General features: G+C 30.3%; 11 protein-coding genes and 3 tRNA genes. 5 read left to right on the top strand and 9 right to left on the bottom strand.

Annotated elements, in window-relative coordinates; genetic code table 4:
- Positions 1–474: 474 nt before the first annotated feature.
- Positions 475–2,049 carry an ATP-binding protein gene (locus K4L35_RS01115; protein WP_221617744.1) on the bottom strand — a complete coding sequence of 525 codons (1,575 nt, stop codon included), beginning with the start codon at positions 2,047–2,049 and terminating at the stop codon, positions 475–477.
- A 360-nt stretch (positions 2,050–2,409) separates the two neighbouring features.
- On the opposite strand from K4L35_RS01115, the gene gap reads away from it, so the two are divergent.
- On the top strand, positions 2,410–3,414 hold the full coding sequence (gap, locus tag K4L35_RS01110) for a type I glyceraldehyde-3-phosphate dehydrogenase (protein WP_370629458.1): 1,005 nt from the start codon (positions 2,410–2,412) through the stop codon (positions 3,412–3,414).
- Positions 3,415–3,488: 74 nt separating this feature from the next.
- On the opposite strand, the gene K4L35_RS01105 is transcribed toward gap, so the two are convergent.
- The 3 genes from K4L35_RS01105 to plsY all read right to left on the bottom strand — a co-directional run bounded on the left by K4L35_RS01105 (position 3,489) and on the right by plsY (position 5,831).
- Positions 3,489–3,737, bottom strand: a complete 249-nt coding sequence (locus K4L35_RS01105) for a hypothetical protein (protein ID WP_221617742.1) — start codon at positions 3,735–3,737, stop codon at positions 3,489–3,491.
- 102 nt (positions 3,738–3,839) lie between these two features.
- Positions 3,840–5,129 (bottom strand): YitT family protein, encoded by a 1,290-nt coding sequence (locus K4L35_RS01100; protein ID WP_221617741.1) that lies wholly within the window; start codon positions 5,127–5,129, stop codon positions 3,840–3,842.
- A 15-nt stretch (positions 5,130–5,144) separates the two neighbouring features.
- Entirely contained in the window at positions 5,145–5,831 is a 687-nt protein-coding gene (plsY, locus tag K4L35_RS01095; RefSeq protein ID WP_221617740.1) for a glycerol-3-phosphate 1-O-acyltransferase PlsY, read from the bottom strand.
- Between the two features lie 38 nt (positions 5,832–5,869).
- On the opposite strand from plsY, the gene K4L35_RS01090 reads away from it, so the two are divergent.
- Complete coding sequence (locus K4L35_RS01090) at positions 5,870–6,196, top strand: hypothetical protein (protein WP_221617739.1); 327 nt, start codon at positions 5,870–5,872, stop codon at positions 6,194–6,196.
- Between the two features lie 74 nt (positions 6,197–6,270).
- On the opposite strand, the gene K4L35_RS01085 is transcribed toward K4L35_RS01090, so the two are convergent.
- Both K4L35_RS01085 and K4L35_RS01080 read right to left on the bottom strand, forming a co-directional pair.
- Positions 6,271–6,345, bottom strand: a tRNA-Gln gene (locus K4L35_RS01085).
- A gap of 3 nt (positions 6,346–6,348) precedes the next feature.
- Positions 6,349–6,432 (bottom strand) — tRNA-Tyr (locus K4L35_RS01080).
- Positions 6,433–6,566: 134 nt separating this feature from the next.
- Between K4L35_RS01080 and K4L35_RS01075 the strand changes: the two genes are divergently transcribed.
- Both K4L35_RS01075 and K4L35_RS01070 read left to right on the top strand, forming a co-directional pair.
- A complete protein-coding gene (locus tag K4L35_RS01075; protein ID WP_221617738.1) occupies positions 6,567–6,854 on the top strand; it encodes a hypothetical protein in 288 nt (95 codons plus the stop codon).
- Entirely contained in the window at positions 6,841–7,803 is a 963-nt protein-coding gene (locus tag K4L35_RS01070; RefSeq protein ID WP_221617737.1) for an IS3 family transposase, read from the top strand. Before K4L35_RS01075 ends, K4L35_RS01070 begins: the two co-directional genes overlap by 14 nt.
- Before the next feature lie 130 nt (positions 7,804–7,933).
- Here K4L35_RS01070 and K4L35_RS01065 read toward each other — a convergent pair whose 3' ends face one another.
- Together K4L35_RS01065 and K4L35_RS01060 are read right to left on the bottom strand one after the other, a co-directional pair.
- A complete protein-coding gene (locus tag K4L35_RS01065; RefSeq protein WP_255558993.1) occupies positions 7,934–8,914 on the bottom strand; it encodes a restriction endonuclease subunit S in 981 nt (326 codons plus the stop codon).
- Positions 8,915–9,003: 89 nt separating this feature from the next.
- Entirely contained in the window at positions 9,004–11,043 is a 2,040-nt protein-coding gene (locus K4L35_RS01060; RefSeq protein WP_221617735.1) for a class I SAM-dependent DNA methyltransferase, read from the bottom strand.
- Between the two features lie 1,829 nt (positions 11,044–12,872).
- Here K4L35_RS01060 and K4L35_RS01055 point away from each other — a divergent pair.
- Positions 12,873–12,946 (top strand) — tRNA-Gly (locus K4L35_RS01055).
- A gap of 42 nt (positions 12,947–12,988) precedes the next feature.
- Here K4L35_RS01055 and K4L35_RS01050 read toward each other — a convergent pair.
- Positions 12,989–13,756 (bottom strand): hypothetical protein, encoded by a 768-nt coding sequence (locus K4L35_RS01050; protein ID WP_221617734.1) that lies wholly within the window; start codon positions 13,754–13,756, stop codon positions 12,989–12,991.
- Positions 13,757–13,815 lie beyond the last annotated feature (59 nt).

The raw sequence follows: 13,815 nt of genomic DNA, 5'->3' as shown, positions 1-13,815 counted from the left end.
TATTACTTTTGAAGTTACGATGATTTTAACTTTTTATCGCCACTTTTTTCATGAGTTTATCGCCACTTTATCGCCATTTTCTATACAACTTTCATATTATGATTTTTTAACTTTTATCAACACTTTTTGGTGATTTTAAATCAGTTTTTTATTTATAAAACTTTAAAAACAAAATGCTCGTAATTTTATATTTTTACTAATACACCTTTTTTAAAGACTTTAAAAAGTTCTATTTTTTATCTTTGAAAAACTATATCTTAGTTATCGCGATAATTTATCATCATTTTTTATATGAATTCTAATCATTTATTTTTAAATTTTATCGCCATTTTTTATGACTTTTTGCATTCGAGGATTTTTTAATTTTTTATCGCCACTTTTTCATGAATTTATCGCCACTTTTTTATTACTTCTGGAGTTACAACGATTTCAATTTTTTATGTCTATTTTTCGTTGTTCAGATTAATTAAAAACCTAACCCTGTTTTGAACTGACATTTTTAAGTTTATATTCTTTATTTTTCTTTTCTCCAATTCCCTCCAAAATATTTTTTTCTATCATTTTTGATATCACGGATCTTGCTCTAGAAGACTTAATACCGAGTAAATGCTCAATATGTTTTGTTTGAAATGACTTTTTCCTTTTTGCAAACTTCAAAACCAAATTTTCTTGATTGCTGAGAAGAACTTTGGAACTTTTTTTGTTAATGTGGCTAATACTTAAAAATGCTTTAACTTTATCTTTTTGCTTCGATTTTTTTATCATTTTTTCATTTTGAATTTTTTCTGAAAATTTTTCGGCATTTTGATTACTATCTTGATCGGTTACACGCTCATTTATTTTTGTAGAGAAATCAGCTTCTTTTTTATTAGAAATGTTATTGATGTCTTCATTTTTATAGTTTAAGTTTTTTAAAATAATGAAAAATGAACTTTGGGTTGAACGAAATTCTGGTCTCAAGTATTCTTCGTACTTATCTTGGCTTTCATATGTATCAAGAATCTTTTTTAAACCACTGCCCCTTCTTTCCATCAAACTCATTCTGCTGAAAATATCTGCTATTACTGGATTCCTTCTTTTGGAAGAGATTTTATAGGGGTTTTGATCGTGTATGAAAGATCCATCAATCATCCCTCCAGGCGAATATATTTCCAAACGATCATCGTACATATCTATATGTATTTCCGATCCTATAATGTTGTAGTCTCTATGAATTAATGCGTTTACTAAAGCTTCTTGGATTGCTCTTTCAGGGTAATCGGGGTATTCCATACGGTATTTCGCACCTTTTTTTCACATTTTCTTAGAATTCAGTTTTATGAAATCTTCTCCACTCTGTAGCAATTGAAGCAACCCACCTTCAATTTCTTTGTCATCTAAAGCCTCTAACCTGCTATTAGACTTATCAACCCCGTTTCATCTGGTTGCGAAGATTCTTGATTGATAAACAAGATGTTCATCTGCAAGTAGTGCTCCAGCATACGTTAAACATTCATTGTTATCGATAATTCCAAAAGAAAGTAAATCATTTTCTGTTAAATCGTTTCCAGTTCGTTTGTAATATACAGACTTTAGCTTAGAGAAAGATGCTCTATCTTTAGGGATTCTAGTATTTGTTGAATCAAAAGTTTTATGCATACTCTTTACAACTAAGTTTCTTAACTCCATACTATTTGCCACAACACTCTGATTACCTATTCTTGTATATGCTATTCTCCCCCATCCTTCGATTATGTTATATGGCGTCTCATCACCAGAGTATATTGTTAAAACTATAAACTCCTTATCATCACTTTTAAATATTTCTAAATTAGTTCTTGCAATTGGATCTAATCTAGTTTTCATAATTTCACTAATTTTTTCACAATCCCTCTTTGTGTCCTGTATTCCAATAAGAATGTCGTCATTGTCGACACCGAAAATAATTTTTCCACCGTTTGTGTTAGCGAATGCACTTACCGACTTTAACCAGCTTTTAGGCTTGTTCTCTTCAAGCATTAATTTCTTTTCGTGGTTACTGGTTTCTCCCACAAAGTTTGATAAATTCATTACTTCTCCTTTTTTTGATTTTTGCAAAGATTTTGAATATGTTAAATTCATTCCGTTATTGATTTGAGTTCGATGACAATGGTTTTGGTATAAGGTTAAAAATTACAAATTTCTTTTACTAACTTTTAATACATTTGTAACTCTGATGAAATAATGTACTTTGTGTTATTTTTTTTAAAATATGTAAAACACTCTTGATTTGCCCAAAAACAAAAAAACGCATTTTTTGTGAAAATGTAAAATTATTACCACATTTTTATTTTTTGCTAAGATTTAATATGGAACTATATACGCCCTTAAGGTGTATAATAGCAATGTATAATTTTGTACAAAAAATAAATATATTTATTGAAAGGTTATTTAATGAAAAAAATAGCAATTAACGGTTTTGGTAGAATTGGTAGACTAGTTTTACGTCGTCTTCTACAAACACAAAACAAAGACTTACAAGTTGTTGCAATTAACGACTTAACAGATGCTAAAACATTAGCTCACTTATTAAAATACGATACAGCTTTCCACCAATTAGGTGTTGAAGTTGAAGCTAAAGACGGTGCTATTGTTGTTGACGGAAACGAAATCAAAGTATTTGCCGAAAGAGATCCTGAAGCATTACCTTGAGGTGAATTAGACATCGACTTAGTTATCGAATCTACAGGATTCTTTGCTAAACGTGATGGTGCTGCAAAACACTTAAAAGCAGGTGCTAAAAAAGTTGTTATCTCAGCTCCAGCAGGAAGCGATGTTAAAACAATCGTTTACAACGTAAACCACGAAGAACTAAACGCATCAGACGAAATTATTTCAGGTGCATCATGTACAACAAACTGTTTAGCTCCAGTTGTTAAAGTTCTAACAGACAAATTCGGACTAAAATCAGGATACATGACAACAATCCACTCATACACAGGTGACCAAAGACTACAAGACGCTCCACACAGCGACTTACGTAGAGCTCGTGCTGCTGCACAAAACATGGTTCCTACATCAACAGGTGCTGCTAAAGCTATCGGTCTAGTTGTTCCTCAAGCTGCTGGAATCTTAGATGGTTCAGCTGTTCGTGTGCCAACAATCACAGGATCAATCGTTGATTTAACATTCACATTAGAAAAACAACCATCAGTTGAAGAACTAAACGCTGCTTTCAAAGAAGCTGCTAACGAAACAATGAAATATGAAACAGCACCAATCGTTTCATCAGACATCATTGGTTCATCATACGGATCAATCTTCGATTCAGCATTAACATCAAAACTTTCTTCATCAGAAGGAAACCTATACAAAGTGTTCTCATGATACGACAATGAAATGTCATACGTTTCACAATTAGTTAGAACAGTAGATTACTTTGCAAAATTAAAATAATTAATTATTCACATTAAACTCAGATTTTTATCTGAGTTTTTTTGTTTTGAAAAAAGCAGCAAAATGCTGCTTACCTAAAAAAGAACGTAATTCTTAGCTATACTATCTGCAGTTTTAGTGTCGTCTCACTTATACGTTGCTTCTTTAGTTTTTATTTCACCGTTAGCTGATAAACTAGATTTGATAATACCAACGATGGGAGCTATAGAATTAACAATTGCAGGTATTGCACTTAAAATTGCAACTGTTGCTACGCCTGCAGCACCTGCTGAAATTTGCTCAAGTTTATCATCAGGTATTTGTTTTAAATCTTTCAATTCCATATTACCTCCACTTAATACTGCGAGTTTATTTGGTTTTAAGTTCAAATTGGACAAAAAAAGCACAAAAACAAAGTTTGTACAAAAAAACACTGCGATGCAGTGTTAATTTTCAACGAAATCGGTATTGAAGTTACCTTTAACAACATTTATCGGTGTAATTGAGATGAATGAGTTAGGGTCAACTTTTTTAATATCAAGCATTAAGTTTTTAGTTTCAAGGAATAACATTACTGATTCTATACGGTAAATTTTTTTACCTGTATATCCACTTGTCATTTCAATTACTTCATAACCATGTCAGTAGTTGATTAATCTCAAGTAAGCGAGAATGTTTGTTGGATCTGCGCAAGAGATAGTCATTTTTACCTTTTTGTATTTAGGATAAATTAAGTTGACGACAGTGTTATTAATTAAAATATAAGCTAAAGTTGAAATTTCAGACATTCCTATAATTGGCATTTGTCACTCAGGGTTGTACTTTCTAGCTTCTTCTAAAAATTCTTTTTCGTGGGTTAATTTATAAGTTTTTAGAATTACTAAGAATGTTAGAGCGCCAATAATTGAGATAACATTCAAAACGCTTCCAACGCTTTTTTTGGTTTTGGTTGAAAAGTAGTAAGCAATAAAGTCTGTTCCACCTGTTGAACCACCAGCTTTTCAAGTTATACCTACTCCTGCTCCTACGAAAACGGCTCCAATTGCTCCATATAGCAAGATTGGTCATGTTTCAGGGTTTTTAGCGTATTCGTTTGGAAGTGCGTTTCAGTTTTTTTGCACTAAGTTAAACACAAATGTTCAGTGATCATAAACTGCTGATTCACCAGGCTCGATTTGAACTCAAGGAAACTTGATGAATATGAAAATTGTCAAGTTTTGAAAGAGCATGAATAAAACTGATAAAAGCGTGAATGACCTTTTAATTCTAATTCCAAAGGTGACAATCAAGGGAATGTTAACTAGCAAGTAAATTGCTGCTGAATATGGTTTAGTTGCAGGTGATAAAAGGTTAATTAAGACAGGAATACCAGTCAAACCTGATGGCACTGTTTCTGATCTAATTAAGAAAACTTGAACTCCAAAGTTAAAAATAATTGAAGCAATAAAAATTGCTAAAATTCTTAATCCATAACGCTTAAGAAAACTAGTAAAGGTTAATGTTGCGTCTGAATTATTAAGTAAGTGCTCGCCCATTTTATAATTAATTAAAGAAGCTTTAACATCAATAATTTCTTCTTTAATAGTGTATTTTGGACAACTAGGTTGATGGACAAATAAGGGTCCTTGCCGATTAAGAAATTTTAATTTGTACTTTTTATGATCGTAATAACCTTTTTTGCCTGCACAGCAGGTATCTAAAACAGGTTTATCATTATTTAAATTTGTCTGATTCATTTTTATTCCAATATATTAGTTTTTAAATTTTAATTTATTTTCAGATTTGTTTAATAATCTTTTTATGTTTGAGTGGTGTAATGCAATCATTAGTAAAACACCTGCACTAAAAATTGTTGCATCGATTCAGAATACACCATTTAAAATGTGATGTAATGGTCATAAGTCATAAATTCAAGGCAGATAGCCAAGAGCAATCATTATTAATCCACTTAAAATACTTGCAAGCGAAACGTATCTTGATCTTCATACAATGAAAATGTAAATAGCTGCTCCTGCAACTAAAAGAATTGGATTAAAGCAAAACAGAAGCCCAATACAACTTGCAACACCTTTTCCACCTTGGAACTTAAAGAAAACTGGGAATGTGTGTCCTATAACAACTCCAAGCCCTGCAAGCAGTGGGAATAATAAAACGTCTTGATTTTTGTCAAAGTAGAAAGTTTTAAAAATTCAACATAGTAAGAAGGCAATATACACTGCAAAAATTGTTTTCAAGATATCCACAAATAAAACTGTTAAAGCAACTTTTTTACCGTACACTCTGTTGGTGTTTGTTGCTCCTGCGTTTTTTGAAAAGTGTTCTCTTACATCACCTTTTTTAAAGATCTTTCCGTAAAGGATTGATGTGTTCAGTGAACCGATAATGTATCCAAATACTAAAAAAATGACTGAACTTAAAATAGTAAATCAAATTTGCATAGATATATTTTACATTATAATAATGTAAAAGGAGAGAAATGGAAAAGGTTGTTAACGTTGAAAAAGTAAAATTATTAGCAGAAAGAATGATCGAACTTCAAAAAGAAGTTGCAAGTCTTAGAAAAGAACTAAAAGAGGAGTTTTCAGACACTGAAATAGCGATAAACGAACCTTTAAGTGGAGGTGGTTTTCTCTCTTATAACTTAGTAAAACCGAAGGCAAGATTTGATTATCGTGCATACTCATCGCATTTATATGGCTGCATGATGCGAAAAGAAGAATTAACACAAGAAGATATGGACAAGTTAATCGAATCTTATACATTTGAAAAAGAAGAAACTTGAAAATTATCAGTAAAAAAATAGCTTTTTGCTATTTTTTTTAGAACAGGGAAATAAAAAAATCAGCATAAAGCTGATTTTAAGTCACTAAAGTGATATGGCTGCCCCAGTTAGATTCGAACTAACGCGTGTCGGAACCAAAACCCGATGCCTTACCGCTTGGCTATGGGGCAAAATGGTGGGGGGAGAGGGATTCGAACCCCCGAATCCTAAGAAAGTGGGTTACAGCCACCCGCATTTGGCCGCTTTGCTATCCCCCCATGTTTGCATATCTATTATATAATGAATTTTTAAAAGTGTAAAACGTTTTTTTAATTTTTTTATGTTTTCGATTTAGAATAAACTAGGACAAAAAATCGGAAATTCCGATTTTTATTTTTCTAAAGGAGCAAGAATGAAAAACTTAAACAATGAAATGCTTATAAAACTCTTTAAAGTTTATGAAAAGTTTAATTTTGAGAAGTATGGAGACAAGATGTTTTTCTTATATATAAAAGAAAAGTTCTTTGTTGATTTTGGTAAACCAAGTTTGTATAAAAAATTTAAAATTTATTATATGAATTACAAAGAAAAAGGTACTTTGCCAGAAAAGAAAAAACCATCAATCGAAAGAAGAGGAAGAAAAAGAAAGGTTGACCTAAGCAGCCCAGAGTGAAAAGTAGATTACGATGTTTTTTGATAAAGAAGACATGGTTTTTGTTATAGAAATGTTTAGAGAGATTTTTGATCGTAATGGTGTTGATTTTACAATTCAAGATGCCATAAAACTTTTAAACCAAAAGAAAGGCAAATCCAGGAAAAGATCACAACTAATTTTATGTTTCTTATTTAAAAAATCTACTTTTTATGACTTTGTAAAAAGGTCATACAAAATGACACTTAAAAAATCTCAAATTCAGAAAGAGATGGAAATAATTAAAAAAGCTATGGAAGATACTAAGTTCAGATTCGGTAGGGAAAGACTGTCTTTTTACATATTAAAAAAACATGGAATAGCACTTAATTACAGGACTATAGGAAGAAGAATGAAGAAACTTGGTTTGAAATGTGTTATCAGACAAAAATCAAAAAGAAAAGAATCTAAAAATACAAATGTTAAATTTCCAGACCTAATGAAAAGAGATTTTGATGGACTTAAACAAGAAACATTTTCAACCGATGTTACATATATTTCTGCACCTAAGGACGTTAAGGAAAATCATGTCTTTTTGTCAGCAGTTTTACACAATAAAACCAAAAAGATTGTCGGATGATCTCTAAGTAGGACTAATAATGTTGAACTGGTTCTTGATTCTTTAACTTCTATTAACTTTTCCAAAATACATGACTTCGTAATTCACTCAGATCATGGATCACAATATTCTAGTCAGGAATATTTAGAAACAATAAAAAACTTGAATGGCAAAATTTCAATGAGTAGAGTTGGAAACTCGTTGGATAACAGAGAAATTGAATACTTTTTCTCAATTCTAAAAACTGAACTTATTTACAACATTTCCACAAAAGATATGTCGTTTGTGGAACTAAAAAGTCAAATTAACAATTTTATTGAATGATATAACACCGAAAGATTTCAGAAAAAACTCAATTTTAAAACACCTCAGGAATCCTGAAGTGCTTTATATAGATAATTTAAATTCCGAAATAACTGTCCTAGTTTAGAAGATTTAAAGGTTTTAATACATAGTTTAGAAAACTATGTTTCTAGACAAAAATTTAATATCTTAAAAAAATGAAAATAAAAAGTGGAATACCACTTTTTTAATTTTTGTTTAAGTCGCTTATTTTTCCATCTATAAAATTACTTATTTTTTCAATAATCTTTTCTTCGATAGAATAGATGAAATGTTCTATATATTTTAAATCTAATTCACCATTCTTACTAGGAAGAAAAATAACCTCTTTTTTTACTTTTGACCAGGAACACATATTAGAATAACCAAAAACTTTGCTAAATTTTTTAAAGCTAGTCGCAATAAATGATCCTATTTTTTCATTGCTTCTGAATTTTGGAAATAATGCAAAAACTCTTGCGTGTGTAACTAATTTATATTTAAAAGATCTATAAAAAGCATTTCCGAACATGTCTATTGTATAGGTGTTTTCGTTAAAAACTTTAGCATTTATATCGCTTTTTCCAAGAACTCCATTATTAGCAAGACCAGAAGTTATAACGTATTCACCATGATCGTTGATATGTTTCTTTTGTATGTCAAAATCCCCGTTTTCGCTAGTAAACAAATCTGAAATCTTGAACGGAATAAATGATGCTATCTCTCTCTCTCTCTCAATTTCTAATAAAGAAGTATTTTTTTGAGTTTTCTTAGTTAAGTACTTTTGTACTTTCAATAAATATTGAATCTCAATACCTTTTGATATTTTTTCCATCGTTTCATAATCAATTTGACCGTTTTTGATCGGTAGTTCAACAAAATCATCTTTTATTTTGTTTCATCCTGATTTGTTTTGTCAGTTGTAATTTGAAAAAACTTTATTTAAAGTAGCAATAACAAAGTGGCTAACATTTTTTGGATTTATTGCCTTGTTTATAAAGCTAAATGCAAAACTATCTTGCAAAACCGTAAATTCATTAGGTTGGTAAAATACTCTTCCAAAACCGTTTGCTGTAGCTGAAAAAACATTTTTTAAAATGGTAGCGTTTTCTCGAGAAATATATCTACCTATTTGATTATTTGTTAACACTGCTGTTGTGGCTGGGAGATCACCCTTTTGGTTATTTATTACATTTTTGGTTTCTATTTTTTCAAATATGTCACCTATTCTTAAGTCTTCTCACTGAATATCTGATAACTCTTTATTCAGTGAGAAACCTACTTTTTTATATCATCTTCTATTGTGGTTTCCTTAAGAATGTTTCCTATTTCTCAAGATAAATATTCAGATACAGTTTGCTTAAAGTCCTGTTCTGTGGGTATTTTTTCAATTTTTGCATGTTTGTCAAAGTTTCAATCTGCATAGCTTTTATCGATAAAGTCTTCGATGTATATTTCATCAAGATTTCATAAAATGGGATCAACTTTTGCCGATTTACCTGCTTTGTAGATTTTAATGATATCTTGGTACCTTTGCATTGGGTTATCTGTTTCGTTGATACCTCTTGCTGTTCTTTTAAAACCGTCATTTCTAAAATCAATGAATTTAACAGTTTTTTCAAAGTCATGAGGTTTACCGACTTCAAAAACATAAATGCTTGTTTGGACCCCTGCCATAGGTACAAAAAGATCAACTGGCATTTTAATACTTGCTACTAAAGTGTGATTTTTAAGTATTTGTCTGTTTGTGTTTATAGCCTTTCCACTTCCTGCACTGTCTTGAATGATAATTGCACCAAGACCTCCCTTTTGCATTCTGTCTAAGCCAAATAAGATAAAAGGCATGCCGTTTTCTTCATAAGAAAATGGAGGATTTAGTAGTAATCTATCAGCATTGAAGTTTGTATACATCTCTTCAGGTGTTTTAAAAGTATTACCTTTTTGAATATTACTTTGACCATCGCCTCTCAGTATCATGTTTGTAGCTGCTAAAGTGTACATTTCGGCATTAAGCTCAACACCCAAAAGCTGTTTTTTCTTTATTTCTTGGATTTTTTGATTTGCTCTTTCTGTACCCTTACCAAATTTAGCTTCTGCGCTTGCAATCATTAATTCCATACTGCTTATTAAAAATCCTGCGCTCCCTGTAGATAAGTCCATTACGCGATTTTCGTCAGAAATATCTAAGATCTGAGCCATTAATTTTGTTATGTAAGGAGGTGTAAGAACAATTCCAATATCTTTTCCATCACCTAATGCATACTTTAGAAACTCAGAGTACATTTCACCCATAATGTCAATATGTCCTGAAATTCCGTCAATCTGTTTAAAAACATATTCATAAATGAAAGTAAAAATCTGCTTGTTGCAGCTCGTTTCTTTATCTAATAAATCTGCAACAATTTTTTGGTTTTCCACAGGTTCATCACGTTGTTTATCTTTTGAAATTTCAGAAAACGAAGCAAGCATCAATGCTTGTTTATCAGGTTCGATATCTCTTGCTTTTAAAAACTCTTCAATCTGCAAACTGATTATTTTACCATCACGGCTTAAATCGGTTTGGATACCTTTAAGATCTTCGGGAGTTAAACCGTCTTTAATTTTTTGACCCTTGCTATTAACAATATCTTGCATCGAAAGAATCATTCCTGAAACATACAAAACACGCTGTGGAGCAGTGATATTGAGGTTATTCATCAATTTATTTAGTTTAGTTGCGTACTCTTTTAGTGCCTTCTTGCTTGTTATTAATAACTTATGTTTGTCTTCCTCTGTTAGTACTGCATTTTTATAAAAGTTATCAAACGATTCTTGACTTTCTAAGAAATCAAGAGTTGTATAATCGTGCATATACTTAACGGATTTAACAGATGAACCATAAACGTAATACACTTGTATTTCTACATCGAGTTTATCATTTCCTGCAACACCAATTGCGATTGCCTCATCATATTTTCCACTGTCAATCATTTGTGTTGCATAATGAATTGCACCATTAACTGCATAATCTCTAATTGACTTTTCATCTGTTTTAATATCTTCTTTATTTTTAGCAATCAACTTTTTAATTCCTAATTTATTTTCGAAAACTACAGGCACTTTACTTTTATTGCTATTAAAGTACTTTTCAATGTTAAAGTCAGGTTTCCCAAAATTTGTTTTGTTTTTAGTTTTTGCACTACCTCTTAGTGCCTCTTTCATATAATCTGACATTGATGATTCTACATTATAATCTTTGTTCTTTTCTAGTCCTAATTGTTCCAATTTTGACTTAACATAGTCATTTACGTCATCTTCTAAAGATCATTTAATTTGCATCTTATCTCCCTAATGTTAAATATCAAAAACATGATATTAAAATCCATTAAAAAACTAACATTTTTAATAAATATTTATATTTATTATAATTCATTCGATTGATAGAAATAAGTCGAAACTTTTCATGTAATGTTTGAAAACAAACAAAAAATATTTTTTCTGTTTTGTCTCATTTTATTCTGTATGTTTTAAATTATTTTTAGAACACCTGTTTTTTATTAAGATTTGCTATTGATTTGTGTCCATTTCTTGTCGATTATGGTGACAGATGCAAACCTTTTTTAATAGGACTTCTCAGAAATATTTTTTGGTGTCAAATTAGTGTCACATCACGTTCATTTTGGCTGTCATTTTTGACACCCTAAAATTTATTTGAGTGTTTATATATTAGTATTTTAACCGTCTTTTGATCTGTAATTTATAGTTTAATTATTAGTGTCTTTTAAGATGACATTATTATCGTTTTTGGTGTCAAATTAGTATCACAACAGTTTCGCTTTTGGTGTCATTTTGACTATCGCTTTGACTGTCATTTTTGACACCCTAAAATTTATTTTAGTGCCTTATATATTTATATTTGCGTCGTTTGATCTGTAATTTAGAGTTTAATTTTTGGTGTCTTTTAAGATCACATTAGTACCTCTTTTTGTGTCAAATTAGTGTCGCATTAGGTTTATTTTGATGTCGCTTCGACTGTCATTAGATTGGTTCCATATCAGGTTCGCCTTGACTGTCATTTTTTGACACCCTAAAATTTATTTTAGTGCCTTATATATTTATATTTGCGTCGTTTGATCTGTAATTTAAAGTTTAATTTTTAGTGTCTTTTAAGATCACATTAGTATCACTTTTAGTCTCAATTGGTATCACCTTTAGTATCACAACAGTTTCGCTTTTGGTGTCATTTTGACTATCGCTTTGACTGTCATTTTTGACACCCTAAAATTTATTTTAGTGCCTTATATATTTATATTTGCGTCGTTTGATCTGTAATTTAAAGTTTAATTTTTAGTGTCTTTTAAGATTACATTAGTATCGCTTTTGGTGTCGCATCAGGTTTATTTTTGCTGTCGTTTTGAATGTCATCAGATGAGTTCTACATCATGTTCGCTTTGGGAGTCATTTTGACTATCGGTTTGACTGTCATTTTTTGACACCATAAAATTTATTTTAGTGCCATATATGAGTATTATGGCATCATTTAATCTGTAATTTAGAGTTTGATTTTTGGCGTCTTTCAAAATCACATTAGTATTGCTTTTGGTGTCAAATTAGCGTCGATTAGGTTTATTTTGGTGTCGTTTTGACTTTCATTTTTTGACACCATAAAATTAATCTGAGTGCTTTATATAGTATTTTAAGCATCTTTTGATCTTCAATTTAAAGTTTAATTTTTAGTGTCTTTTAAGATCACATTAGTATCACTTTTAGTCTCAATTGGTATCACCTTTAGTATCTCAACAGTTTCACTTTTGGTGTCATTTTGACTATCGCTTTGACTGTCATTTTTTGACACCCTAAAATTTATTTTAGTACTTAATCAGTTACAGTTTTGTTTAGTTTTTTACGTTGACTGTTATCTTTATGTCATTTTAAAAAATCCCTTAGTACACTTTAGTGTAGCATTAGCTTAAAATTTGGAAGAAGTTTATATGTGGATTTTCATAGGCTATACTACTAAGCGAAAAATATACTATTTTTAAATCCTAAATTACTTCAAATTTTTAACTTCTATTTTGCATTCTTTTGCTCATTGCTTTTCCACCTTTAAAAATCTAAAAAAATATCTTGATACATTTTTTTATTCATGCTATAATAATTAAGCAAATGCGAGTGTAGTTTAATGGTAGAACTTCAGCCTTCCAAGCTGACTGTGAGGGTTCGATTCCCTTCACTCGCTCCATATCATTAACTTGACCTAAAAAAACTTCCTAGAGGGAAGTTTTTATTTCATTTTTTTAAACTCAGAACTTAAAAATTGCTCTGCAAAGGTAATACCTTTTTTAAATTTCAAATAAAACATTACTTGATAATCACAGTTTTTAGTGTGTTGCCTAATTTTGTAAATGTTATTTTCAGGATCAGTCAGTCTTATTGTGTAATCGTATTTTTTTCCTTCAATTTTTAAATCATTAATTTTGCAGTTAAATTGCACGACCTTATCATTGATTTCAAAGTCAAGACCGATTTTATTTAGTGAATAGGCTAAATCAGTAATATTCTTTGTTTTTAGACTTCTAGATTCACCTTTTTGTTTTTTACAAACTGCTAAAACATCAAAAAAATCAGGTATCTCATCAACTGAAACAACATGCGTATTACCTTTAGTTTCAAAAGCTAAAAATTCTATCTTTAAGTGTTTTAACTTATTTTTCAAGTAATTCACTGAATCAAGTTCTGTAACTTTTAAACTTATATTTTTTAAGTCACTTTCACCGTATTCCTTGCTATTAGGCATCATTTTGTCAATAAATTCTTGAGTATATCGATCGATAACGGGTCCATTGCTTTTTGAATAAACGATTTGACACCTTGGTTTGATAATATTAATTGCAAAATCTGCTACTGGAAAATCAAAATCTATAGGTTTAATATACAATTCACCGTGGTTAAGAGATAAATTGAAACCTTTTCTGTCTTCTTTATAGTCAAATTCATTTTTTTGAAAGTAATTTTTCAAAAAAGTTTTGACACCTTCTGTTTTTCATTTCATTATTCCTCACCTAGATTTTACCAAAGCTTCAAAAAGCTGCTTTTTTGTTCCATATTCAT

Source organism: Mycoplasma sp. Ms02 (genome assembly GCF_019720735.1).
Lineage (GTDB): Bacteria > Bacillota_I > Bacilli_A > Mycoplasmatales > Metamycoplasmataceae > Mycoplasmopsis.
The sequence above is the reverse complement of the archived record's forward strand: the minus strand, read 5'-3'. Positions and strand labels throughout refer to the sequence as shown.